Raw genomic sequence first — 25070 nt, forward strand, 5'->3', positions numbered from 1 at the left:
ATGAGCGAATTTAGTGTTTTAGAAATGGACCAAGGAAATAACGGTCATGGTAAAATTGAAATTGCTCCTGAAGTAATTGAAGTAATTGCCGGTATTGCTGCAGCTGAAGTAGAAGGTGTTGCGGGCATGAGGGGCAATTTTGCAACAGGCGTTGTAGAACGATTAGGCAAGAAAAATCACGGTAAAGGTGTTAAGGTCGAACTGACCGAAACAGGGATTAAAGTGGATGTATACTGCATGATGAAGTTTGGGGTATCTATCCCTTCTGTTGCTGGAAAAGTCCAAGACAATATTCGTCAAGCATTACTAAATATGACTGCTTTAGACGCTGAAGAAGTAAACATTCATGTAGTTGGAATTCAATTTGAAAACCAAAAGCATGAGCCAGAAGTAGATCAAGAAGTATAACCTAAGAAAACCAAAGGAGATATTCCTTTGGTTTTTTATTTATCTAACTATTCTAATAAAATGATGGAATAAGAAAAAAATGAACCTTACAGTGCGAATCTAATTTAGTTATGCTATTATCTTTTTATGTGAAAACTATCTTGAAGTTGAATTTCTATACTATGTATGAAAAATAGACAAAAATTATTTAATATATCTAAAGGAGTTAACGTTATAATGAAAAGAAGAACAGCAAGGGAAAAAGCGCTACAGGCTCTGTTTCAAATCGATGTAAGCAATACTGAACCATCATTAGCTATTGAACATGTATTAGAGGGGGAAGTGGGAGACGAGTATTTATCAAACCTAGTTTTAGGAGTGGTAGAACACAAAGAAGAAATTGACAAGCTAATAATTGAAAACCTTGAAAAGTGGTCTCTGGATCGTTTGGCAACAGTAGACCGAAACTTATTGAGAATTGCTGCATATGAATTAAAGTTTTATCAAAATGAAATTCCTGAAAATGTTATTTTAGATGAAGCCATTGAGATCGCTAAAATTTACGGGGATGACCAATCAAGCAAATTTATTAATGGAGTTCTTTCAAAGGTGAAACAAACGCTTCTTGCCAATTAATTGATTGTTTCACTCCTAGTATAGGGAGAGTTGAAAATGACAGCCACAATTATTAATGGAAAAGAGATCGCCGAGAAAAAAAGAGTTGAAATTGCTGAAGAGGTTAACAGGATAAAAGGGCAAGGGGTCACTCCAGGGTTAGCGGTTATCCTTGTAGGTAATGACCATGCTTCTCGAACATATGTAACAAACAAAGAAAAGGCTTGTAAACAATTAGGGATGAATTCACTATTAATTGAAATGCATGAGGAGGTTTCAGAAGAAGAACTTCTTCAAAGGATTAATGTGTTAAATGAAGATCCTGAGGTGCATGGAATCTTAGTTCAATTGCCACTACCTAGACATATCGATGAAAAAAAGGTGATTGAATCCATCTCCCCGTTAAAAGATGTGGATGGGTTTCATCCTATAAATATTGGCAGGATGATGACAGGACAGAATACTTTTCTTCCTTGTACACCATATGGGATTATGGTTTTACTTGAAGAATCGGGTATATCCATTCCAGGAAAGCATGTTGTGGTGGTAGGGCGGAGTAATATCGTAGGTAAGCCTGTAGGTCAATTATTCTTAAATCAGCATGCAACAGTCACATACTGTCATTCAAAAACCAGGGACTTAAAGTTACATACCAATCAAGCGGACATCCTTGTTGCTGCAGTTGGCATTCCAAACTTCATAAAGGCTGAACATGTCAAAGAAGGTGCGGTTGTTATCGATGTAGGAATTAACAGGAATGAGGAAGGTAAGCTTTGTGGGGATGTTGCTTTTGAAGAAGTAAGTAAAAAAGCAGGATATATTACTCCAGTTCCAAAGGGAGTAGGTCCCATGACGATTACCATGCTCATGTACAATACCTTAAAGTCAGCCGCTGAAAGTCTAAACCGTAATAAGTAGGTGCTTGTCCTTATCCATTATTCTTTTTGTTCTTTTTAAGTCAATCTTTCTGACAAAAAAAGAGCGAAATGTATAATGGATAAGGACAATTTCAGCTAATCAGCCGAAAAGAGGATTAGAAATGCAGGAACAAAGATATTTATCTGTGAATGCTTTAACCAAATATATAAAAAGGAAATTTGATGCGGATCCCCATTTACGAGATATGCATGTAAGGGGGGAGATTTCAAATTTTAAACAGCATTCGAGTGGACATATGTATTTTACATTAAAGGATGAGAAAGCTCGGATTCTTGCGGTGATGTTCTCCAGCCAATCCCGTCTTATGAAATTTTCTCCTGAAAATGGGATGAAGGTAATCGTTAAAGGGGATATTTCTGTTTACGAACCAAGCGGACAATATCAAATTTATATTAAGGAAATGCGTCCAGAAGGTATTGGTGAATTGTTTTTAGCCTACGAACAGTTAAAACAGCGTCTTGAATCAGAAGGGTTATTCGCAGCTGAAACCAAAAAGTCTATCCCGATGTTTCCAAGAACAGTTGGTGTAATCACTTCTCCAACAGGTGCGGCAATTAGAGATGTCATTACAACCATTAAACGACGCTATCCCATTGCTAATATTCTTGTCTTACCAGCACTTGTGCAAGGCGAAAATGCAGCTCCTTCGATTGTTAAGGCAATTGAAAAGGCAAATACCATGAACGAAATTGATGTATTAATAGTTGGACGTGGTGGAGGCTCAATTGAGGAGTTATGGGCGTTCAATGAGGAAATAACAGCACGTGCGATTTTTTTATCTAAAATCCCAATTATATCTGCTGTTGGTCATGAAACAGACTTTACAATTGCCGATTTTGTTGCTGATATGCGAGCTCCTACTCCTACAGGTGCTGCGGAGCTTGCGGTTCCACATATTGAAGAATTAATGGAAAGAATCCTTCAGCGGCAAACCCGTCTGCTTCGTGCTATGAAGGGGAAATTTCAATTTGAGCGTGAACGATTAAATCGTGCGAAAAAATCCTATGCATTTCGGTACCCACATCGTTTATATGAACAAAAATTGGAACAGGTTGACAAATTAACAGAGATGCTGGTTCGTGGGACCTCGAGGTTATCATTAATAAAAAAGGGTCAGCATGATGTCCTACATAAACGGTTACAACGTAACCATCCGAGAGAAATGATTACGGAATCAACCAATCGTTTGGAGCGTTCTCAAAAAGAAATGATCCGCTCTATGGCGCAAATACTAGCAAGGAAACAAAATGATTTTAACCGGGTGTTATCGACCTTACAAGCTTTAAGTCCATTAAAAATCATGGAACGTGGGTACAGTTTGGCTTATACAGAGGATAACCGATTGGTGAAGAGTGTTAACCAGGTAAGCGTGAATGAACAGGTACATATTCAATTAACTGATGGTAGCCTTTTCTGTAAAGTGGAGAACATAAAGGGGAGCGAAAAAAGTGACGAATGAAAAAAAGTTATCCTTTGAAGATGCAATGACAAAGTTAGAACAAATCGTAGATAAACTTGAAGAAGGGGATGTACCTTTGGAGGAAGCCATTCTTTTTTATAAAGAAGGAATGGAATTATCTAAGCTTTGTCATGATAAATTGAAAAGTGTGGAAGAACAACTTACTCAAATCATTACAGAGGATGGACGTAAAGAGAATTTTTCTATTGAAGAGGAGGAATAAGACTTGGAAACTAGGGCTTTAGAAACGTTTGCACAAGAGTATAAACAGCTGCTTGAAGATGAGCTTCGAAGGCTGGTTGAAAAGCTTAAGGCTCCTCCCATTATTAAAGAATCAATGATTTATTCTCTAGAAGCAGGAGGCAAAAGAATTCGCCCTTTATTATTGTTTGCTACCTTAGATGCGTTTGGAATGAATCCGAAAAATGGGTTATTTGCTGCCGCTGCAATTGAAATGATTCATACCTATTCCTTAATCCACGATGATCTTCCAAGTATGGATAATGATGACTTAAGAAGGGGTAAACCGACCAATCATAAAGTATTCGGCGACGCCATAGCGATTTTAGCTGGTGATGCATTATTAACTTATAGTTTTGAAGTAATAAGTCAGCTTCCGACCGACGTTTTCTCAGCTGAATCTAAGCTTAAATTAGTTGTTGAATTGGCAAAAGCTGCAGGAACGGAAGGGATGGTCGGTGGACAAGTAGCAGACATGGAAGGGGAAGCAAAATCACTTACTCTTCAAGAGCTGGAGTATATACATATTCATAAAACAGGTAAGCTCCTCGGTTTTAGTGTCTTGGCTGGTGGAATTATGGCAGGTGCTAATCAAGAACAACTTGATCACCTATCAGGGTTTGCTCATCATTTGGGACTTGCTTTTCAAATTCAAGACGATATCCTTGATTTGGTTGGGAATCAAGAAATAATCGGTAAACCTGTAGGAAGCGATACCACAAATCTAAAAAGTACATACCCTCAATTGTTAACCTTAGAAGGTGCACGAACAGCACTGAAAGAACAAATTGCCTCAGCGAAGGAAAATCTGGATAAGACAGGCTTAAATACCCACCTCCTAAGTGAAATCACTGATTTAGTAGCATCAAGGGATCATTAACAAAGGGTATTTGAGGCATTGAACTATGTGTGTTATAATTATTTTCAATGTAGAAAACGTTGACAATGCCGTTATCACTAAGTGTTAGCGGCTATTTTTTCAGAAAAAGTGTTATGATAAACAGTAAGAAATTTAAACAGATGTATAGATAGAAAAAGTATGAAAGTGAGTGGTCCAAAAATGGATCTGTTATCAATAAAAGACCCATCCTTTTTAAAAGGATTGACAAATAAAGAGTTGGAGGCTTTAAGTCAGGATATTCGTCAATTCTTGGTCGAAAAGCTGTCTGTAACTGGAGGCCATATTGGACCAAATTTAGGTGTAGTTGAACTAACAATTGCTTTACATAAATGTTTTGACAGTCCAAGGGACAAGATCCTCTGGGATGTAGGACATCAGTCTTATGTTCATAAAATCTTAACCGGCAGAGCATGTGAATTTGATACTTTGCGTCAATATAAAGGCCTTTGTGGGTTTCCAAAACGTATTGAAAGTGAACATGACGTTTGGGAGACAGGACATAGTTCAACCTCTCTATCTGCAGCTATGGGGATGGCGATTGCCAGGGATATAAAAAAGGAAAAGTCCTTTGTTATTCCAGTGATTGGAGATGGTGCCTTAACAGGTGGAATGGCATTAGAAGCTTTAAATCATATTGGCCATGAAAAAAAGGATATGATTGTTATTCTGAATGATAACGAAATGTCTATTGCGCCTAATGTTGGGGCATTACATAATATCCTTGGTCAATTGAGAACAGCTGGAAAATATCAATGGGTGAAAGATGAACTAGAAGTGATATTGAAAAAAGTTCCTGCTGTCGGTGGAGTTCTTGCAGCCACTGCTGAACGTGTAAAAGATAGCCTTAAATATTTATTTGTTTCTGGAATGTTTTTTGAAGAACTTGGTTTTACTTATTTAGGACCAATTGATGGTCATAATTTTGAGGACTTATTTGAAAACCTTGCCTATGCGAAAAAAACAGAAGGCCCTGTTCTCCTTCATGTGATTACTAAGAAGGGGAAAGGATATAAGCCTGCAGAAAGCGATAAGACGGGTACATGGCATGGTACAGGTCCATATAAAATGGAAACAGGTGATTTTGTAAAGCCGGTAAAAGCACAGCCACCAGCATGGAGCAGTTTGGTTAGTGAAACCGTTCGAAAACTCGCTCGCGAGGACGATAGAATTGTGGCAATTACTCCTGCAATGCCTGTTGGATCAAAGCTTGAAGGATTTGCCAGCGAGTTTCCTGATCGAATGTTTGACGTAGGGATTGCTGAGCAACATGCAGCTACGGTCGCTGCAGGATTGGCTACTCAAAATATGAAGCCTTTTCTAGCTATATATTCCACTTTCTTACAGCGAGCATACGACCAGGTTGTACATGATATATGTCGCCAAAACTTAAACGTATTCATTGGAATAGACCGTGCAGGTTTAGTAGGCGCAGATGGTGAAACACACCAAGGTGTATTTGATATTGCTTTTCTAAGGCACGTTCCTAATATCGTTTTAATGATGCCAAAGGACGAAAACGAAGGTCAACATATGGTATATACGGCGTTAAATTATGATGATGGACCAATTGCTATGAGATTTCCGCGTGGAAATGGTTTAGGAGTGTCGATGGATGAGAAATTTAAAAAGATTCCTATAGGCACATGGGAGGTCTTAAAAGAAGGGGAAGATGCGGCTATTCTAACTTTTGGAACAACGATTCCAATGGCGATGGAAGCGGCTGAGATCCTTGAAAAGCGAGGGATCTTTGTAAAGGTCATTAATGCTCGGTTCATTAAGCCTCTAGATGATAAAATGCTATTAGGATTGTTAGAAAAAAATATCCCTCTCCTTACTGTGGAAGAAGCGGTATTACAAGGTGGATTTGGAAGTTCTGTGCTTGAATTTGCGCATGACCGCGGCTATACACAGGCATTAATTGACCGAATTGGTATTCCAGACCAATTTATTGAACATGGTGATGTAGGGTCACTATTAGAAGAAATAGGATTAACTACTGAAGAAGTGGTCAAAAAAGTGTCCACAATGGCAAGGAAAAAACAGCAAAGGGCATAAATAATGAAAAATAAAGAACGATTAGATGTGTTACTCGTGGAGCGAGGTTTGATTGAGACACGAGAAAAAGCAAAAAGAGCGATTATGGCAGGGCTTGTATACACAAATGAAGAGCGGTTAGATAAACCCGGTGAAAAAGTGAAAGTGGACATTCCACTTAATATCAAAGGAAATATGCTGCCATATGTCAGTCGAGGCGGGTTAAAGCTTGAAAAAGCACTAAAAGTATTCGATGTAACCGTAACAGGCAAGGTTCTGCTTGATATCGGCGCTTCTACAGGCGGTTTTACAGATTGTGCTTTACAAAATGGGGCGAAAATGTCATATGCACTTGACGTAGGCTATAACCAGCTTGCTTGGAAACTAAGACAGGATGAGCGAGTTGTGGTTATGGAACGGACAAACTTTCGTTATGTAACTCCAGCAGATCTCGTTGGGGAAATGCCGGATTTTGCTTCTATTGACGTGTCTTTTATTTCCTTAACTCTGATTTTGCCAGTATTAAAAACATTACTGATTTCAGGTAGTGATATAATTGCACTTATTAAGCCTCAGTTTGAAGCAGGCCGTGATCAGGTTGGTAAAAAAGGAATTGTTCGTGACGAGAAGGTTCATTTACAAGTGATTGAAAAAATCATTCATTTTTCCGTTGAACAAGGATATATAGTAACTAATCTTTCCTATTCTCCAATTACAGGCGGCGATGGAAATATTGAATTCTTATTACACTTAAAATGGGAAGGTGAGCGCGAACTCGGTGAAAGTAATCTCCCTTTCGCCCCTATGGATATCGTAAAACAAGCTCATCTAGAATTTAAAACGAAACAGACTCCAGAAGGATAGGCAATTGCTTATCCTTTTATGTATATTAATGTATTTTTATAAAGGATTTTCATGTACAACTTTAGGAAAATGGGCTACCATATGAAGTATATACGACATTTTAGTACAAAATATTCTGATGTTTTTAAAGACTATGGGGTGAAAGAATGAATAAAGGTCAACGTCATATTAAAATTAGAGAAATTATTGCCAGCAACGATATTGAGACTCAGGATGATTTGGTTGATGAGCTTAAAAATGCTGGTTACAATGTGACACAAGCCACCGTTTCACGTGATATTAAAGAACTACATTTAGTAAAAGTTCCATTGATTGATGGTCGTTATAAATACAGCCTTCCAGCGGATCAGCGTTTTAATCCATTGCAAAAATTAAAAAGATCGTTAATTGATGCTTTTGTAAGGATTGATTCTGCGGGGCATTTACTAGTAATGAAATGTTTGCCAGGTAATGCAATGGCAATTGGTGCCCTCATTGACAATCTGGATTGGGAAGAAATATTAGGCACAATATGTGGAGACGATACCATGTTAATTATTTGTCGAACACCAGAAGATACAGAAGTAATTACAAATCGGTTCCTTGACATGCTTTAATTGGGGGAGAGTTCGTTGTTAGCAGAACTATCAATAAAAAACTTTGCGATAATTGAATCCCTTTCCGTGTCCTTCGAAAAGGGATTAACTGTATTAACGGGAGAGACAGGCGCAGGAAAGTCAATAATCATTGATGCTATCCATTTACTTGTAGGCGGTAGAGGATCTGCAGAATTTGTGCGTCACGGTGAGGAGAAGGCTGAAATTGAGGGGCTTTTTCAACTGGATGATCCAAATCATCCCATTATAATGAAATCATTAGAATTCGGTATTGATATTGAAGAAGGTATGGTGGTTCTACGAAGGGATATCTCTCGAACAGGAAAAAGTGTATGTCGAATCAATGGTAAGCTTGTTACAATATCAACCCTTCGAGAAATTGGTTCAACTTTAGTTGATATTCATGGGCAACATGAACATCAGGAGTTAATGGATGAAACAAGACATTTAACATTGCTCGATCAGTTTGGTTCTGATGAAATTGCAGGTTCACATGCAGAATACTTGGATGTCTTTCGAAGGTACGAGCAAACACTTCAAAAGCTAAAGTCATTAAGTGAGAATGATCAACAAACAGCACATCGGTTGGATTTAATTCAATTTCAATTAGACGAAATACAAAAAGCCAATCTAAAGATTCATGAAGATGAAGAGCTTTCAGAAGAAAGAAGAAAGTTAGGTAATTTTGAAAGAACATTTGAGGCGATTCAATCGAGTTATTCGGCCCTTCGCGGGGAGCAAAGAGGACTAGACTGGATAGGTATGGTCATGGGTTATCTTGAAGACGCTGCATCGCTTGACACAACGTATAAAGATATATTTGAATCTGTTTCGAATAGTTTTTACCAGCTGGAAGATGCAGCGAGAACATTACGAAATGAGTTGGATGTTTTAGAATACGATCCCCAAAGGTTAAATGAAATTGAGGATCGACTAAATGAAATTAACCAGCTCAAACGTAAATATGGTAAAACAATTAGTGATATTGTTGAATATGCAGCAAAGATTGAGGAAGAAATTGAAACCTTACAGAACAAAGAAACACATATATCGGAATTAGAAAAAGAATTATCTTCTATCAAAAAAGACCTAATTCTTGAGGCTAAACAATTATCTGAAATCCGTCATAAGTGGGCAGAAAGACTTACCAAGCTCATTCATAAAGAATTGAAAGAATTATACATGGCCAAGACTATATTTGAAATCCGATTTGAAACAGATATAGAACACTTTTCTAAAACTGGTGTTGATCATGTGGAATTTTATATTTCAACAAACCCTGGTGAACCACTGAAGCCTTTGTCAAAGGTTGCTTCAGGGGGAGAATTATCAAGGATTATGTTGGCACTTAAGAGCATTTTTTCTCAACACCAAGGTGTTACGTCAATAATATTTGATGAGGTCGATACCGGTGTGAGCGGAAGAGTAGCTCAATCGATTGCAGAAAAGATTTATAAGGTTGCATCTGGTTCACAAGTTTTATGTATTTCACATTTACCTCAAGTAGCTGCCATGGCAGATACTCATTTGTTTATTTCAAAGGTTATTACTGGAGGAAGAACAAAAACTTATGTAACACCGTTAAATGTAGAAGAGAAGATTAAAGAAATTGGCAGAATGATTTCTGGAGCGGAAATTACCGATCTTACAAAGAAACACGCTGAAGAATTATTATTTTTAGCGGGGGAAAATAAAAAAACTTGAAAAGCTATCCAATAAGGGTAGCTTTTTTATGTTGAACCGAGTTATAAATGCTTGTCAAGGAGGCAAAATTAAAGATGTAGCCATTTCTTCAAAGTAGTGAAAAGAAGCGAGGAGAGTGAAAAATTTGAAGTTAGACATAATTAGAAAGATTATTGGTGGAATTCTCCTTGTTTCATTAATTAGCTTTATCTTTTTTCAGCCTATACAGCAGTACCTTGCAATACCAAAAACCATTACAGTTTTTGAAGGCCAAGATTACACGTTTAAAAAGGCTGCCCCGGTATCAGCCGCTATACAATCTCACAATTCAAATATCACACTTGATCAGGAAAAGCATGCAGTTTCGGTAAAGGCAATGGAAAAAGGGAAAAACGAAATGCTTCTAGAATTTGCTGGTATCCCTATAAAAAAGGTCGATGTACATGTTTTAAAGGATTTTCGCGTCATTCCAGGTGGTCAATCAATTGGAGTAAAGCTAAATACAGTAGGTGTCTTAGTGGTCGGACACCATTTAATCAATACAGTAAATGGAAAAAAATCACCTGGTGAAATTGCTGGAATCAAGGTTGGAGACATTATCACAGAAATAAATGGGAACAAAATTGAAAAAATGACAGATGTCGCACCATTTGTCCAAACAGCCGGACAGGATGGAAAAGCTCTTGATATGGTTATTAGTAGAGAGAGTGGGAAATTTACGACAAAACTTACTCCTTTGAAAGATAAAGGAGAAGACACTTATAAACTTGGGCTATATATCAGGGATTCAGCAGCAGGAATTGGGACGATGACCTTTGTTCATCCACAATCTAAAAAGTATGGTGCCCTAGGACATGTCATTTCAGACATGGATACAAAAAAGCCAATTGTCGTTGAAGATGGGCAAATTGTCCGTTCTACCGTTACCTCTATTGAGAAGGGAAGTAATGGAGATCCAGGTGAAAAACTTGCACGTTTTTCTTCTGACCGTGAAATTGTAGGAAATATCCAAAAAAACAGTCCCTTTGGTATTTTTGGTGAGCTAAATAAAGATTTAAAAAATGGAATCATGGATAAACCGCTGCCAATAGCATTATCCCATCAGGTTAAAGAAGGACCTGCAAAAATTTTAACAGTTGTCAACGATGATCGAGTAGAAGAATTTAACATAGAGATAGTTAGTACAATTCCGCAAAAGTTTCCAGCTACAAAGGGCATGGTGATAAAAGTAACGGACCCTAAGCTTCTTGAAAAAACCGGAGGAATCGTGCAAGGAATGAGTGGAAGTCCGATTATTCAAGATGGAAAGCTTATTGGTGCCGTAACACATGTCTTTGTGAATGATCCTACCTCTGGATATGGAGTTCATATTGAGTGGATGCTAAATGAAGCTGGAATTAATATATACGAAACACCAAAGAATAAAGCAAGTTAAATTAGAAATATAATCGCATCTCATCCGCGATTTTATAAATAGTGTTACCCTACTTGAGCGAAATAGGTAATCCTCCTATTTTGCTTCTTCTTTTGTATAGAGATTTTTCGACAAAAATCTGTTATTTACTGGAAAAGATGCGAATTTAGTCGAATGAGTGAGAAAAACAGAGAAAAGATAAGATTTTATCACTATTTTAAGAAATATTAAAAAAATGAGAGGAATTTTTGTTGCATTGTCGAATTTGTAATTTAGAATAGAATTAAGAGACTACAGACATTAAGAAAAATGAAATAGAGAATTGAACAGATTGAGGGAGGAACTGGAATTGAAGAAAATCAAAGTTTGTGTCGTTGATGATAATAGGGAATTAGTTGGTTTATTAGAGGACTACATTTCGTCCCAAGATGATATGGAAGTTGAAGGAATCGCTCATAATGGACAAGAATGCTTGGAAATGTTAGCTTCTGCTGATCCAGATGTTCTTGTATTGGATATTATTATGCCGCATCTTGATGGGTTGGCTGTACTTGAACGCCTGCGTGAACTGAAAAAAGGAGCACTTCCAAATGTAATCATGCTTACTGCTTTTGGCCAAGAGGATGTAACGAAAAAAGCAGTTGAACTGGGAGCGTCCTATTTTATTTTGAAACCATTTGATATGGAGAACTTAGGGAGCCATATTCGTCAGGTTAGTGGTAATGCAAGTGCATTTACACGTAAGATGCCATCAACAAGTTACCGCTCTCATTCTGAGCAAAAGCCAAAGAATTTAGATGCAAGTATTACTAGTATTATTCATGAAATTGGAGTACCAGCTCATATTAAAGGATATTTATATTTGCGGGAAGCTATTTCCATGGTATATAACGATATCGAGTTATTAGGATCAATTACAAAAGTATTGTATCCAGACATCGCAAAAAAATATAACACAACAGCAAGCCGTGTTGAGCGTGCCATTCGTCATGCCATTGAAGTGGCATGGAGCCGAGGCAATATCGACTCTATTTCTTCATTGTTTGGCTACACAGTCAGTATGTCAAAGGCTAAGCCGACCAATAGTGAATTTATTGCTATGGTGGCAGATAAACTTCGTTTGGAGCATAAGGCTTCTTGAAAGGGTGAGGAATAACTTACCTAAGTCCAACCAAAAGAAAGACCAATGAATGTTCATTGGTCTTTTATTTATGGTTAGAAAGCACTCCCTAATTTTTTAAAAAATCTGATAATATAATGCGTGAACTAGTCTTCATTTTACATATGTATCGGTGCTGAAAGGATGTAAAACCTCTTGTTTGAAACATTACTGTTAAATTTCCTATTTATACTTTTACCAGTTGTCATTTTTTTAATCTTCTTTGAAAATAGGTCAAATTCGTTCAATAAAATAATCCTTATTTTTCTGTCAACAGTAACTATGGTTCTTTGTATGACTATCCCAATTAAATTGAATGTTGGATTTAATGTTGATTTGCGATACATTCCAGTTATTATTGTTGCCCTTTTTGGAGGTTACAAAAAGGTATTTCCGCTATATATAGTATTAAATATATACCGTTATTATTTAGGTGGAGATGGAATACTTCAATCATTTTTATATTCTACGGGAGTCATTATCCTTTTACCTGCTTTTAGTCAAAGGTTCAAGCAATTAAGTTCCAAAAGGAGAATTTCTACTGCCGACAATGCACCAAGTGGAAGTCCAATTCTGTTTTAATAACACACTAAAAAAGAGATATGATAAGAACCAAATACAGCAGTGTTTAATAAATTTATTAAAAAACGGAATAGAAGCTATGAAGGAAAAAGGCGGCACACTACTGATTGATATCTTTGAACAAAAGCAAAATATAGTATTTAAAATTCAGGATACTGGAGTTGGAATGACAAAAGAAGAAATTTTACGTTTAGGTAAACTGTATTATTCTACAAAAGAAGAAGGTACAGGTCTTGGGATGCTAATGGTATATAGTACCGTTAATAAGGTAAAGGGGAAAATTGAGATTGAAAGTGAGAAAGGGAGAGGTACAACTTTTCTCATAACGATACCAGTATAAGCCTTCATCCTATGATGAAGGTATTTAATTATTGGCTGTGTTAAAGAACATTGTTGATTTTTAACTCTGTTGATTGGAGCGGAAGGCGGCGAAGACTCCTGCGGGAGTACGGGGCAGGGGAGACCCCGCAGGAGCGAAGCGACGAGGAGGCTCCCCGGCACGCCCGCGGAAAGCGAAGCCGCCTGGAGCGGAAATCAACAGGCAAGTTTAACTGAGCCTAATTATTAATATGTTATAAAAGAAGTTCTACTTATTTTTCTTGTTTCTTTTCCAATTCCATTAGTTTTTGGATTAGAATATGTTGTGGCATATGCATAAGCTGTTCTAATGGAACGTTTAACTGCTTAGAAAGTTTGATGGCTGTTTCTGGCGATAATTGTAATGGTTTCATAATAAAGTTCCTCCATTTTTGAAGTTGGGAAGTGAAAAAATGACACAGATTTTTGCGCATCGTGGTTATTCGGCTTCTTTTGCTGAGAATACAATGGGCGCCTTTTATGAAGCGGAAAAGGCAGGAGCAGATGGTATAGAGCTTGATGTTCAATTAACAAAAGACGGCGAGATTGTCGTAATTCACGATGAAAAAGTTGATCGAACCACAAGTGGCACTGGGTTTGTTAAAGATTTTTTATTTAAAGAAATTAGAAACCTAAATGCTAATCATAAAGGTCTTAAAAAAGAACCGATTCCATCCTTAATTGAAGTACTGGAGTGGATGCGGACAAACAAGCTCTTATGCAACATTGAACTAAAGAATGGTTTGATTCCCTATGAAGGAATGGAAGAAAAAGTCGTTCAGCTTGTTCGTAGGTATGGATTAGCTGATCGAATTATTATTTCCTCCTTTAATCACTATAGTATAGTCTATAGTTACAGGATAGCCCCAGAAATTGAAACAGCACCTCTATTTATTGAAGGGATTTATATGCCATGGATTTATTCACAATCGATTAGAGCAAGAGGAATTCATCCAAAACATTCTTCGATGTCGGATAATATCATCATGAATACTATGGACAACGGAATTGCTGTTCGGCCGTATACGGTCAATAAGGACGGTGATATGCACCGTTTCTTTAATATTAATTGCACAGCTATTATTACTGATGATCCAGTAAAGGCGCTTCGAATAAGGAAACAATATGAAAAGAGACCGTAACGGCCTCTTTTTTATTTTTTAAATTTCGTTTGTACTTTATTTCTTTTACGATCTCTATGGAAGATAAAGCCAGCTACAAATCCTAGACCTCCAATAAAGAAAAGTAAGCCCACGATAAATTGTAGTAGTAAAAATGGAAAGGGGGCTTGGAGAATACCAAATGTCATATCACGCATTAATTTGATCCCTAAAGCGGCAAAAATTCCTGGAATGACTAAAATAGCAAGGGCGATAATCCGTTTCATACATAAATCCTTCCAACGTTTAATTTTATTTAATGTTCTACCTCAAGAAAATATTAGTACATAGATAAAATTTGTCAAGGCATCTTTTTGGTAATAAAATAAAACATGAAGAAAATTGCATGGGTTTGTTAAAATTAAATGAAAAAAATTTCTTTTTTTAAAGGGGTATTAGTCATGCAAAACGTGATGATTGTTGGCGCTGGAAAAGGCGGTACTGCAATCTTAAAATTTCTGAAAGAATCAGAGGTGCTGAGGGTTGCAGTAGTAATAGACCGTAACGAGGATGCACCGGGCATTTTATTAGCCAAAAAAGAGGGAATTCAAACAGGGACAAGCTGGAAGCCATTTATTACAGGGAATGTAGATATTATTATTGAAGTGACTGGAAATGACGTGGTCTTTCAAGAGTTACGAGATACAAAAAATAAGAAGACAGTATTGATTCCGGGGAGCGTGGCATTCCTAGTATCACAGCTAATGGAAGAAAAAGAAGAACTGGTGCAAAAACACCAAAATGAATCGTATCAACAGGAATTGATTTTCAATGCAACGAACGATGGGATGGTTGTTATTGATAATCATGGAAAAGTCATTTTGTTTAACAAGCGTGCAGAAGAAATAATGGGGGTGAAGAAAGAGCAGGCAATTGGCAGAAACGTAGTGGATGTAATCCCTACAACCCGCCTCCCTTTGATTCTTGATACTAGGAGAATAGAGGCAAACCAGGAGATGGTGTTAAGTAATGATAGAAAAATTATTACGACACGTATTCCAATTATTGAAGAGAATGGAACATTAATAGGGGCTTTCGCTGTTTTTAAAGACATAACAGAGGTGGTTAATCTAGCGGAAGAAATTACGGATTTAAAGGAAATTCAAACGATGCTTCAAGCTATTATTCACTCTAGTGACGATGCCATTTCCGTTGTTGATGAAAATGGACGAGGGATTCTTATCAATCCTGCATACACTCGTATTACTGGACTAACACAAGAGCAAGTCATTGGAAAACCTGCGACTGCAGACATTTCCGAAGGAGAAAGTATGCATATGAAGGTACTCCAAACCAGAAGAGCGGTCCGTGGTACCCCCATGAGAGTTGGCCCTAATAAGCGAGAAGTGATTGTAAATGTTGCCCCAATTATTGTTAAGGGAAAATTAAAGGGCAGCGTGGGCGTCATTCATGACATGTCAGAAATTAAATCTCTTAATCGGGAGTTAAATCGGGCTAGACAGTTGATCCGTAAATTGGAGGCAAAGTATACCTTCGAGGATATTATTGGTCAATCAGATGAAATGATGCTGGCGATTGAGCAAGCAAAGCTTGGAGCGAAAACACCTGCAACAGTCCTCCTTAGGGGAGAGTCGGGGACAGGAAAAGAATTATTCGCCCATGCTATACATAATGCAAGTGATCGAAAATACAATAAGTTTATTCGTGTTAACTGTGCTGCCATTTCTGAAACGTTATTGGAGAGCGAGTTATTTGGGTATGAAGAAGGTGCTTTTTCTGGGGCAATAAGAGGTGGAAAAAAAGGCTTTTTTGAAGAAGCGAATAATGGCAGTATTTTTCTTGATGAAATTGGGGAGCTTTCGGCCAATACACAGGCAAAACTATTAAGGGTACTGCAAGAAAATGAAATTACTCGTGTGGGTGGAACGAAGCCTATTTCTATTAATGTCAGAGTCATTGCTGCTACCCATGTTAATTTAGAAAAAGGTATTGCGAGTGGTTCCTTTAGGGAAGACTTATACTATCGGTTGAATCGAATGCCTATTCATATTCCGCCATTAAGAAAACGAAAGGAAGAAATTCCTGTTCTCTGTGCGAGGTTAATTCTAAAAATTAATCGTGATTATGGAAGGAATGTAGAAGGAGTTACTCCTGCAGCGTTATTCCAGTTAATGGGATATGATTGGCCGGGGAATGTTCGGGAAATAGAAAATATACTCGGTAGAGCTATTATTTTTATGAATTACAATGAGACATTAATTGATGTGCATCATTTACCTGAATTACAAAATAAAAAAGGTGCGGATCAATCCCAAACCAAGCCTAACGAACCTTTCACATTAGGGCAATCCCTATCGAATTTATTAGAGGATTATGAGGCGAAGATTATCCGACAAACACTTACCCGGTTGAATGGCAATAAAACTTTAACAGCAAAAACATTAGGTTTATCAGTAAGGAATTTATATTACAAGCTCGAAAAATACAATATTGAAAAAAATAGCATGCAATAATTTTCATACTATGAATTTTATTGCGCGCTGATCGTGTATGAAATGAAGCGTTTTCATATTTGAAAGTTGGCACGAAACTTGCATATTAATTAAACGGAGTTGCAGGAAAGGGAGAAAGGGTTGATAACAACTTGTTGCTAGACTCATTAATTGAAAAAGCAACCCGGGAAGGCACTAATACGGTTGCTGTTGCTGCCGCAGAGGATGTAGAGGTAATTGAAGCAATTTTAGATGCAGTCAATCGAAACCTCGCTCGTTTTATCCTGTTCGGCGACCAAAATAAAATAAAATCTTTACTAGAAATGAAAAAATATGATGATCGGGGAAATAACTTATTAAAAATCGTTCATACAAATTCAACAATTGATTCAGCTGAATTAGCTGTCAAGGCTGTCTTTCAAAAAGAAGCCGATGTTTTGATGAAAGGCAATCTTCCTACCAACTTCATTTTAAAAGCTGTCTTAAATAAGGAATTTGGTTTAAGAACGGGAAATGTGCTATCACATGTTGCTTTTTTTGAGGTTCCGGGATTCGAGCGGTTTACCATTGTTACTGATGCTGCTATGAATATTGCACCTGATCTGCAACAAAAAGCACAAATTATTAATAATGCTGTTTCTTTAGCAAAATGTATAGGGATTGAAACACCAAAGGTTGCTCCTTTAGCTGCTGTAGAAGTGGTAAATCCTGCGATGCAGGCAACAGTAGACGCGGCCTCACTAACCATGATGAATAAGCGCGGTCAAATTCCTGGTTGCATCGTTGATGGCCCTCTTGCCTTAGATAACGCAGTTTCGGCATTAGCGGCAGAGCATAAAGGGATTCAGAGTGAAGTAGCCGGCCAGGCAGATATTTTGTTAGTCCCGACTATTGATGTTGGAAATGTATTATATAAATCATTAATTTATTTTGCTAAAGCGAAGGTGGGGGCTGTTATTGCTGGGGCTAAGGCACCAATTGTTTTAACATCACGAGCAGACTCAGCAGAAAGTAAGCTTTATTCACTCGCATTAGCTTTATGTTGTGTTACAAAATAGAGATTTCTTAACATTCGAGGAGGAATATGAACATGGAAATTTTTAAGTATTTAGAGACTTATGATTATGAGCAAGTGGTATTTTGCCAAGATAAACAATCTGGTTTAAAAGCAATTATTGCTATTCATGATACTACACTTGGACCTGCTTTGGGTGGAACACGCATGTGGACATATGAGTCAGAAGATGCAGCAATTGAAGATGCACTTCGATTAGCAAAAGGAATGACTTATAAAAATGCTGCAGCAGGTTTAAATCTTGGTGGAGGAAAAACAGTTATCATTGGTGATCCTCGAAAAGATAAGAACGAAGAAATGTTCCGCGCATTTGGACGCTACATTCAAGGGCTAAATGGTAGATATATTACTGCCGAAGACGTAGGTACAACTGTTGCTGATATGGATTTAATTCATGAAGAGACAGATTATGTAACAGGTATCTCTCCTGCATTTGGTTCTTCAGGTAACCCATCTCCTGTAACTGCTTATGGTGTTTATAGAGGAATGAAAGCGGCAGCCAAAGCAGCTTTTGATTCAGATTCTCTTGAAGGAAAAGTAATTGCCGTTCAGGGCGTTGGAAATGTTGCTTACAACTTATGCCGCCACTTGCACGAAGAAGGGGCTAAGTTAATTGTAACTGATATTAACAAAGAAGCGGTTCAACGTGCCGTTGAAGAATTTGGAGCACGTGCCGTTGATCCTAATGAAATCTATAGTGTTGAATGTGATATTTATGCACCTTGTGCATTAGGTGCAACAATCAATGATGATACAATTCCACAATTGAAAGCGAAAGTAATTGCTGGAGCTGCAAACAATCAATTAAAAGAAACTCGTCATGGTGATCTTATTCATGAGATGGGCATTATTTATGCACCTGACTATGTAATCAATGCGGGTGGAGTTATTAACGTTGCGGATGAGCTTTATGGATATAACCGTGAACGGGCATTAAAGAAAGTTGAGCAGCTCTATACAAGTATTGAAAAGGTTATCGAAATCTCTAAACGTGATGGTATTCCAACCTATCTGGCTGCCGATCGTATGGTTGAAGAGAGAATTGAAAGAATGCGTAATTCAAGAAGCCAGTTCCTTCAGAACGGACATCACATTTTAAGTCGCAGAATCTCAAGATAAACACATTCTTGGAATAAGAGTAGGAGCAGAACGCTGAATACGATATTCAGCGTCTTTGCCTTTTGATAGATGTCTAAAATGGAGGTAACAACGTGCTAGATAAAGAATATCGAATTCTCATCATCAACCCAGGCTCAACATCCACTAAGATCGGAGTCTTCGATAATGAAGTTTCAATTTTTGAAAAAACCATTCGTCATGATGCAGAAGAAATTAATTCCTATGCCAATATCATTGATCAATATGAATTTAGAAAAAACACAATTTTGGAAACACTCGATAATGAAGGAATAAATATCTCTAAACTATCCGCTGTTTGTGGCCGTGGAGGTTTGCTTCGTCCAATTGAAGGGGGAACCTACGCTGTTAATGACATGATGTTAAATGACCTCCGATCTGGTTTTTCGGGCCAGCATGCATCGAATTTAGGCGGAATTATTGCTTATGAAATTGCATCAGGTCTAAATATTCAATCCTTTATTGTGGATCCTGTTGTAGTAGATGAACTTGAGCCTATTGCAAGAATTTCTGGATTTTCCTTAATTGAAAGAAAGAGTATCTTTCATGCATTAAATCAAAAAGCTGTCGCAAGAAGAGTTGCAAAGGACCTTGGAAAAATATACACCGATTTAAACCTAATCGTTACCCATATGGGAGGCGGAATTACGGTAGGCATACATAAAAAAGGTAGAGTTGTTGATGTAAACAACGGTCTGCATGGTGATGGACCATTTAGTCCAGAACGTGCCGGAACAGTACCTGCAGGTGATTTAGTTGCCCTTTGTTTCTCAGGAGAACATTATCGTGAAGAAATAATGAAAAAACTTGTTGGGCAGGGTGGGCTAGTAGGCTACCTCGGAACAAACGATGCAATTAAAGTAGAACAGCGAATTGAAGCTGGAGACCAAGAGGCTAAGCTAGTTTATGATGCCATGGCCTATCAAGTGGCAAAAGAGATTGGTGCCGCAAGTGCTGTATTATCAGGAAAAGTAGATGCGATTATTTTAACAGGCGGCCTTGCATATGGAAAAGGCTTTGTGAAATCTATCACCGATCGGATTAATTGGATTGCAGACGTCATTGTCCAACCAGGTGAGAATGAACTCCAAGCGCTTGCAGAAGGAGCCCTTCGAGTCCTTCGTGGGGAAGAAGAAGTGAAAACGTACCCAGGAAATTTTTCAACTGCAAAAATCTAAGGAAAATGGGGAGGAATTATAAGTGGCACAAGAATACGATTTAGTCATTCTTGGCGGGGGAACTGGCGGTTATGTAGCTGCCATTCGCGCCTCACAGCTCGGGCTTAAAACAGCAATAGTGGAAAAAGGGAAACTTGGTGGGACTTGTCTGCATCAAGGATGTATCCCTAGTAAGGCACTACTTCGAAGCGCAGAAGTCTTTGCTACAGCCAAACATAGTGAAAATTTTGGGGTAGTTACTGGCGAAGTGTCTGTTGATTTTGGAAGAGTACAGGAAAGAAAAAATAAAATTATTGATCAGCTTCATAAAGGTGTTCAACATCTAATGAAACAAGGCAAGATTGATGTTTTTCATGGAATTGGTCGTATCTTAGGTCCATCTATTTTTTCACCAATGCCTGGTACGATATCAGTTGAAATGAACAATGGTGACGATAATGAAATGTTAATTCCAAAAAACGTGATTGTAGCAACTGGTTCAAGACCTAGAACACTTCCTGGACTTGAAATTGATGGAGAATATGTGATGTCTTCAGATGAAGCGTTACAGCTTGAAGCGCTTCCAAGTTCAATTGTTATTGTCGGTGGAGGTGTCATCGGAATAGAATGGGCATCGATGCTTTCTGATTTCGGAGTAGAAGTGACGGTGATCGAGTATGCTGATCGAATTATACCGACTGAAGATAAAGAAATCTCCAAAGAGATGCAACGTTTAATGAAGAAAAAAGGAGTTAAACTGGTAACTAGCGCGAAGGTACTTCCAGAAACTCTCGTAAAGGATAATGGTGTGCGCATAAGTGCTGAAGTGAAAGGTGAACAGAAGGAATTTAAGGCGGAAAAGCTTCTTGTATCTGTGGGACGTCAAGCAAATACAGAAGGAATCGGACTTGAGAATACCGAAATACAAGTTGAAAAAGGCTTTGTTGTTACAAATGAATTTTTCCAAACGAAGGAATCACATATTTATGCCATTGGTGATGTAATTGGTGGTTTACAGCTAGCGCACGTTGCTTCCCATGAGGGTATTGTAGCTGTTGAGCATATTGCTGGCAAGGATCCGTCACCTTTTGACTATAATCTAGTTTCAAGGTGTATTTACAGTAATCCAGAGGTTTCTAGTGTAGGAATAACAGAGGAACAAGCAAAGGAAAATGGGCATAAAGTGAAAATTGGAAAGTTTTCCTTTAAGGCGATTGGAAAGGCACTTGTTTTTGGAGAATCAGATGGATTTGTGAAAATTGTTGCTGATGAAGAGACCAATGATATTCTAGGGGTGCATATGATTGGTCCACATGTGACAGATATGATTTCTGAGGCAGGACTCGCAATGGTATTAGATGCAACACCATGGGAAATTGCTCATACCATCCATCCACATCCAAGTCTTTCAGAGGCAATTGGTGAAGCCGCACTAGCGGTTGACGGGAAGGCAATACATTCATAAGTAAATTAAGGTTATTAGCGAACAAATGGGAGGTAAGAAATAAATGACTGAAAATCGTCATGAAGCTTTAGGATTAAGCGATGGGAAAGTTTTAGAAATGTATGAAACGATGCTTCTAGCCCGTCGTATTGATGAACGTATGTGGTTATTGAATCGTGCAGGTAAAATACCTTTTGTCATCTCATGTCAAGGACAGGAAGCAGCACAAGTAGGAGCTGCATTTGCACTAGATAGAGAAAAGGATTATGTTCTTCCATATTATCGTGATATGGGTGTTGTGTTAACGTTTGGTATGACACCAAGAGAACTAATGCTTTCAGGGTTTGCAAAAGCAGAAGATCCAAATTCAGGTGGACGACAAATGCCAGGTCACTTTGGGCAAAAGAAGAATCGAATTGTAACAGGATCTTCTCCCGTTACTACCCAGGTTCCACATGCAGTAGGAATTGCACTAGCAGGGAAAATGGAAAGAAAAGATCTAGTTACGTTTGTAACCTTTGGTGAAGGGTCATCGAACCAAGGTGACTTCCATGAGGGGGCTAACTTTGCAGGCGTGCATAAACTCCCGGTTATATTCATGTGTGAAAATAATAAATACGCTATTTCCGTTCCGATTGAAAAACAATTAGCATGTGAAAAGGTATCTGACCGTGCCATCGGGTACGGTATGCCAGGAATCACTGTTGACGGAAATGATCCATTAGAAGTTTATAAAGCAGTGAAAGAGGCTGCCGATCGTGGCCGTCGTGGTGAAGGACCAACGCTTGTTGAAACAGTTTCTTACCGTCTTACTCCACACTCATCTGATGATGACGACCGTTCTTACCGAGCGCCTGATGAAGTAGCAAAAGCAAAAACGCAAGATCCGATTATTACATTTGGTGCATATTTAAAGGAAACTGGTCTCATGAATGATGAGTTGGAAAAAGAAATAAACGACCGCGTGATGAAACTGGTGAATGAAGCTACAGATTATGCTGAAAATGCACAATATGCTGCACCAGAAGAAGCGTTGAAATATGTTTATGCACAGGAGTAAGGGGGATATAACATGGCGATTATTTCATATATTGATTCAATAACTATGGCCATTCGAGAAGAAATGGAACGGGATCCTAAGGTTTTTGTATTAGGCGAAGATGTTGGGGTAAAAGGCGGTGTGTTTAAAGCTACACAAGGCCTGTATGAACAATTTGGCGAGGAACGCGTTATAGATACACCTCTTGCTGAATCTGCCATTGCTGGGGTTGGAATTGGTGCAGCAATGTACGGTATGCGCCCAATTGCAGAAATGCAATTTGCTGATTTCATCATGCCTGCTGTCAATCAAATTATCTCAGAAGCAGCGAAAGTCCGTTATCGCTCGAATAATGATTGGAGCTGTCCAATCGTTATACGTGCTCCTTATGGCGGCGGCGTTCACGGAGCGTTATACCATTCTCAATCAGTTGAGGCTATATTTGCTAATCAACCGGGATTGAAAATTGTCATGCCGTCTACACCATATGATGCGAAAGGATTGTTAAAGGCAGCCATTCGTGATAATGATCCGGTTTTATTTTTCGAGCATAAAAGGGCTTATCGTTTAATTAAGGGAGAAGTTCCAACAGATGATTACACATTGCCAATTGGAAAAGCTGATGTAAAGCGTGACGGTGATGACATTACTGTTATTACCTACGGTCTTTGTGTACATTTTGCCCTTCAAGCGGCTGAAAAATTAGCGAAGGATGGAATCTCTGCACATATTCTTGATTTGAGAACCGTATACCCTCTTGATAAAGAAGCTATTATTGAAGCAGCTTCAAAAACAGGAAAAGTCTTACTTGTTACCGAAGATACAAAAGAAGGCAGTATTATGAGTGAAGTATCAGCTATTATTGCCGAAAATTGCTTGTTTGAATTGGATGCTCCAATAATGCGTCTAGCTGGACCTGATGTACCAGCCATGCCATATGCTCCAACGATGGAAAAATTCTTTATGGTAAACCCTGATAAAGTCGAAAAAGCAATGAGAGAACTTGCTGAGTACTAGGAGGTTTGAGTAGTGGTTATTGAACAAATTAAAATGCCTCAGCTTGGGGAGAGTGTTACTGAAGGTACGATCAGTAAGTGGTTAGTATCTGTTGGTGATAAAGTAAATAAATACGATCCCCTTGCAGAGGTTATGACAGATAAAGTAAATGCAGAAGTCCCATCCTCCTTTACAGGTGTGATTAAAGAACTAATTGCTAACGAAGAAGATACCCTAGCGGTTGGAGAAATCATTTGTACAATTGAAGTTGAGGGTGGCGAAAGTCCACAGGCTAAAACAGAAGCTGTAGCTCCAGCATCATCAAGCAGTGCGGAAACTACAACTCCAGTTGACCAAGGAAACAAAGCGCGTTATTCTCCAGCAGTTTTGAAAATATCTCAAGAACATGGAATTGACCTAACGCAGGTGTCAGGCACCGGTGCAGGTGGAAGGATTACAAGAAAAGACCTACTCAAATTAATTGAATCAGGAACCGTTCCAGTTGCAGGTCAAAAAGTAGAAGTAGCTAAAGAACAAACAGGAGTAGAGCCTGTACAACCTCCAAAGCAAGAGGTGACACAACCTATCTCTACAGCGACACCAAAACCAGCAGCACAGGCGGTTAATATTCCTGTCGCAGCTGGTGATATTGAAATTCCAGTTACTGGAATACGCAAAGCGATCGCTGCCAATATGCTTCGGAGCAAGCATGAAGCGCCACATGCTTGGACTATGATGGAAGTGGATGCAACCAATTTGGTTGACTACCGTAATTCTCTTAAAGATGAGTTTAAGAAAAAAGAAGGCTTCAATTTAACATTCTTTGCTTTCTTTGTGAAAGCAGTTGCACAAGCATTAAAAGAGTTCCCACAAATTAATTCTATGTGGGCTGGGGAAAAAATCATTCAGAAGAAAGACATTAATATTTCGATTGCCGTTGCAACAGATGATGCCTTATTCGTACCTGTAATCAAGAATGCGGATGAAAAAACAATAAAGGGAATTGCCCGTGAAATTTCCGAGCTTGCTGTCAAGGTAAGAACAGGAAAGTTAAAATCTGAAGATATGCAGGGTGGAACATTTACAGTGAACAACACTGGTTCATTTGGTTCTGTTCAATCCATGGGGATTATTAATTACCCGCAAGCAGCGATCCTTCAAGTGGAATCCATTGTTAAGCGACCTGTAGTAATGAATAATGGAATGATTGCTGTTCGTGACATGGTTAACTTATGTATGTCGCTAGACCACAGAGTGTTAGATGGACTTGTTTGCGGTCGTTTCTTACAACGTGTGAAGGAAATTCTAGAAAATACATCAAAATCAACAACTTCCATTTACTAAGAACAATAACCGCTGCCAAAATGATGGCGGCGGTT

24 protein-coding genes and 1 pseudogene are annotated in these 25070 nt (G+C 38.3%); 23 read left to right on the forward strand and 2 right to left on the reverse strand.

Annotated elements, in window-relative coordinates:
- The 14 genes and pseudogenes from AA0X95_RS11380 (at position 1) to AA0X95_RS11445 (ending at position 13213) form a co-directional block, all read left to right on the forward strand.
- The gene (locus AA0X95_RS11380; RefSeq protein WP_308083236.1) at positions 1 to 408 is read left to right on the forward strand and encodes an Asp23/Gls24 family envelope stress response protein; all 408 of its coding nucleotides are present in this window, start codon (positions 1 to 3) and stop codon (positions 406 to 408) included.
- A 216-nt stretch (positions 409 to 624) separates the two neighbouring features.
- Positions 625 to 1023 carry a transcription antitermination factor NusB gene (gene nusB, locus AA0X95_RS11385; protein WP_413308930.1) on the forward strand — a complete coding sequence of 133 codons (399 nt, stop codon included), beginning with the start codon at positions 625 to 627 and terminating at the stop codon, positions 1021 to 1023.
- Positions 1024 to 1059: 36 nt separating this feature from the next.
- Complete coding sequence (gene folD / locus AA0X95_RS11390) at positions 1060 to 1920, forward strand: bifunctional methylenetetrahydrofolate dehydrogenase/methenyltetrahydrofolate cyclohydrolase FolD (protein WP_413308932.1); 861 nt, start codon at positions 1060 to 1062, stop codon at positions 1918 to 1920.
- 121 nt (positions 1921 to 2041) lie between these two features.
- Positions 2042 to 3400, forward strand: coding sequence for an exodeoxyribonuclease VII large subunit (xseA, locus tag AA0X95_RS11395; RefSeq protein WP_413308934.1), 1359 nt, complete (start codon positions 2042 to 2044; stop codon positions 3398 to 3400).
- Positions 3390 to 3623 carry an exodeoxyribonuclease VII small subunit gene (locus AA0X95_RS11400; RefSeq protein WP_413308936.1) on the forward strand — a complete coding sequence of 78 codons (234 nt, stop codon included), beginning with the start codon at positions 3390 to 3392 and terminating at the stop codon, positions 3621 to 3623. Before xseA ends, AA0X95_RS11400 begins: the two co-directional genes overlap by 11 nt.
- 3 nt (positions 3624 to 3626) lie before the next feature.
- Complete coding sequence (locus AA0X95_RS11405; protein WP_413308938.1) at positions 3627 to 4520, forward strand: polyprenyl synthetase family protein; 894 nt, start codon at positions 3627 to 3629, stop codon at positions 4518 to 4520.
- Between the two features lie 180 nt (positions 4521 to 4700).
- Positions 4701 to 6610: pseudogene (gene dxs / locus AA0X95_RS11410) on the forward strand (1-deoxy-D-xylulose-5-phosphate synthase).
- Positions 6600 to 7439, forward strand: a complete 840-nt coding sequence (locus AA0X95_RS11415; RefSeq protein WP_413308940.1) for a TlyA family RNA methyltransferase — start codon at positions 6600 to 6602, stop codon at positions 7437 to 7439. The pseudogene dxs and the gene AA0X95_RS11415 overlap by 11 nt, the downstream one beginning before the upstream one ends.
- Before the next feature lie 146 nt (positions 7440 to 7585).
- Complete coding sequence (gene ahrC / locus AA0X95_RS11420) at positions 7586 to 8035, forward strand: transcriptional regulator AhrC/ArgR (protein WP_307286860.1); 450 nt, start codon at positions 7586 to 7588, stop codon at positions 8033 to 8035.
- A 15-nt stretch (positions 8036 to 8050) separates the two neighbouring features.
- Positions 8051 to 9739, forward strand: a complete 1689-nt coding sequence (recN, locus tag AA0X95_RS11425; protein ID WP_413308943.1) for a DNA repair protein RecN — start codon at positions 8051 to 8053, stop codon at positions 9737 to 9739.
- Positions 9740 to 9863: 124 nt separating this feature from the next.
- Positions 9864 to 11153 (forward strand): SpoIVB peptidase, encoded by a 1290-nt coding sequence (gene spoIVB / locus AA0X95_RS11430; protein WP_413308945.1) that lies wholly within the window; start codon positions 9864 to 9866, stop codon positions 11151 to 11153.
- Positions 11154 to 11481: 328 nt separating this feature from the next.
- Positions 11482 to 12273: a sporulation transcription factor Spo0A gene (gene spo0A, locus AA0X95_RS11435; protein ID WP_413308947.1), complete on the forward strand. Its 792-nt coding sequence runs from the start codon at positions 11482 to 11484 to the stop codon at positions 12271 to 12273.
- A 174-nt stretch (positions 12274 to 12447) separates the two neighbouring features.
- On the forward strand, positions 12448 to 12873 hold the full coding sequence (locus AA0X95_RS11440; protein ID WP_413308949.1) for a LytS/YhcK type 5TM receptor domain-containing protein: 426 nt from the start codon (positions 12448 to 12450) through the stop codon (positions 12871 to 12873).
- 79 nt (positions 12874 to 12952) lie between these two features.
- A complete protein-coding gene (locus AA0X95_RS11445) occupies positions 12953 to 13213 on the forward strand; it encodes an ATP-binding protein (RefSeq protein ID WP_413308951.1) in 261 nt (86 codons plus the stop codon).
- A gap of 250 nt (positions 13214 to 13463) precedes the next feature.
- Here the strand turns inward: AA0X95_RS11445 and AA0X95_RS11450 are convergent, their stop codons facing one another.
- Positions 13464 to 13604 (reverse strand): YycC family protein, encoded by a 141-nt coding sequence (locus AA0X95_RS11450; protein WP_309860805.1) that lies wholly within the window; start codon positions 13602 to 13604, stop codon positions 13464 to 13466.
- Between the two features lie 39 nt (positions 13605 to 13643).
- Between AA0X95_RS11450 and AA0X95_RS11455 the strand changes: the two genes are divergently transcribed.
- Positions 13644 to 14372, forward strand: coding sequence for a glycerophosphodiester phosphodiesterase (locus AA0X95_RS11455; RefSeq protein WP_413308953.1), 729 nt, complete (start codon positions 13644 to 13646; stop codon positions 14370 to 14372).
- Positions 14373 to 14383: 11 nt separating this feature from the next.
- On the opposite strand, the gene AA0X95_RS11460 is transcribed toward AA0X95_RS11455, so the two are convergent.
- Positions 14384 to 14617, reverse strand: coding sequence for a DUF2627 domain-containing protein (locus AA0X95_RS11460; RefSeq protein WP_309860810.1), 234 nt, complete (start codon positions 14615 to 14617; stop codon positions 14384 to 14386).
- A 174-nt stretch (positions 14618 to 14791) separates the two neighbouring features.
- Here AA0X95_RS11460 and AA0X95_RS11465 point away from each other — a divergent pair, with 174 nt between their 5' ends.
- The 8 genes from AA0X95_RS11465 to AA0X95_RS11500 all read left to right on the forward strand — a co-directional run bounded on the left by AA0X95_RS11465 (position 14792) and on the right by AA0X95_RS11500 (position 25035).
- Positions 14792 to 16864 carry a sigma 54-interacting transcriptional regulator gene (locus AA0X95_RS11465; RefSeq protein ID WP_413308956.1) on the forward strand — a complete coding sequence of 691 codons (2073 nt, stop codon included), beginning with the start codon at positions 14792 to 14794 and terminating at the stop codon, positions 16862 to 16864.
- Between the two features lie 131 nt (positions 16865 to 16995).
- Complete coding sequence (gene yqiS, locus AA0X95_RS11470) at positions 16996 to 17901, forward strand: phosphate butyryltransferase (RefSeq protein ID WP_413308958.1); 906 nt, start codon at positions 16996 to 16998, stop codon at positions 17899 to 17901.
- A gap of 32 nt (positions 17902 to 17933) precedes the next feature.
- On the forward strand, positions 17934 to 19037 hold the full coding sequence (gene bcd / locus AA0X95_RS11475) for a branched-chain amino acid dehydrogenase (RefSeq protein WP_307286867.1): 1104 nt from the start codon (positions 17934 to 17936) through the stop codon (positions 19035 to 19037).
- A gap of 92 nt (positions 19038 to 19129) precedes the next feature.
- Positions 19130 to 20233, forward strand: coding sequence for a butyrate kinase (buk, locus tag AA0X95_RS11480; RefSeq protein WP_413308960.1), 1104 nt, complete (start codon positions 19130 to 19132; stop codon positions 20231 to 20233).
- 22 nt (positions 20234 to 20255) lie between these two features.
- On the forward strand, positions 20256 to 21677 hold the full coding sequence (gene lpdA / locus AA0X95_RS11485) for a dihydrolipoyl dehydrogenase (protein WP_413308962.1): 1422 nt from the start codon (positions 20256 to 20258) through the stop codon (positions 21675 to 21677).
- Positions 21678 to 21720: 43 nt separating this feature from the next.
- On the forward strand, positions 21721 to 22716 hold the full coding sequence (locus AA0X95_RS11490; protein ID WP_413308964.1) for a thiamine pyrophosphate-dependent dehydrogenase E1 component subunit alpha: 996 nt from the start codon (positions 21721 to 21723) through the stop codon (positions 22714 to 22716).
- Between the two features lie 12 nt (positions 22717 to 22728).
- Complete coding sequence (locus AA0X95_RS11495; RefSeq protein ID WP_413308966.1) at positions 22729 to 23712, forward strand: alpha-ketoacid dehydrogenase subunit beta; 984 nt, start codon at positions 22729 to 22731, stop codon at positions 23710 to 23712.
- Between the two features lie 12 nt (positions 23713 to 23724).
- Entirely contained in the window at positions 23725 to 25035 is a 1311-nt protein-coding gene (locus tag AA0X95_RS11500) for a dihydrolipoamide acetyltransferase family protein (protein ID WP_413308968.1), read from the forward strand.
- The last annotated feature ends 35 nt before the right edge of the window (positions 25036 to 25070 follow it).

The organism is Neobacillus phoenicis (assembly GCF_047302305.1).
Taxonomy (GTDB): Bacteria; Bacillota; Bacilli; order Bacillales; family Cytobacillaceae; genus Neobacillus.

Coding starts and splice junctions, on each gene's coding strand:
- AA0X95_RS11380 (WP_308083236.1), top strand. CDS start 1: ATGAGCGAATTTAGTGTTTTAGAAATGGACCAAGGAAATAACGGTCAT.
- nusB (WP_413308930.1), top strand. CDS start 625: ATGAAAAGAAGAACAGCAAGGGAAAAAGCGCTACAGGCTCTGTTTCAA.
- folD (WP_413308932.1), top strand. CDS start 1,060: ATGACAGCCACAATTATTAATGGAAAAGAGATCGCCGAGAAAAAAAGA.
- xseA (WP_413308934.1), top strand. CDS start 2,042: ATGCAGGAACAAAGATATTTATCTGTGAATGCTTTAACCAAATATATA.
- AA0X95_RS11415 (WP_413308940.1), top strand. CDS start 6,600: ATGAAAAATAAAGAACGATTAGATGTGTTACTCGTGGAGCGAGGTTTG.
- ahrC (WP_307286860.1), top strand. CDS start 7,586: ATGAATAAAGGTCAACGTCATATTAAAATTAGAGAAATTATTGCCAGC.
- AA0X95_RS11445 (WP_413308951.1), top strand. CDS start 12,953: ATGAAGGAAAAAGGCGGCACACTACTGATTGATATCTTTGAACAAAAG.
- AA0X95_RS11450 (WP_309860805.1), bottom strand. CDS start 13,604: ATGAAACCATTACAATTATCGCCAGAAACAGCCATCAAACTTTCTAAG.
- AA0X95_RS11455 (WP_413308953.1), top strand. CDS start 13,644: ATGACACAGATTTTTGCGCATCGTGGTTATTCGGCTTCTTTTGCTGAG.
- AA0X95_RS11460 (WP_309860810.1), bottom strand. CDS start 14,617: ATGAAACGGATTATCGCCCTTGCTATTTTAGTCATTCCAGGAATTTTT.
- AA0X95_RS11465 (WP_413308956.1), top strand. CDS start 14,792: ATGCAAAACGTGATGATTGTTGGCGCTGGAAAAGGCGGTACTGCAATC.
- bcd (WP_307286867.1), top strand. CDS start 17,934: ATGGAAATTTTTAAGTATTTAGAGACTTATGATTATGAGCAAGTGGTA.
- AA0X95_RS11490 (WP_413308964.1), top strand. CDS start 21,721: ATGACTGAAAATCGTCATGAAGCTTTAGGATTAAGCGATGGGAAAGTT.
- AA0X95_RS11495 (WP_413308966.1), top strand. CDS start 22,729: ATGGCGATTATTTCATATATTGATTCAATAACTATGGCCATTCGAGAA.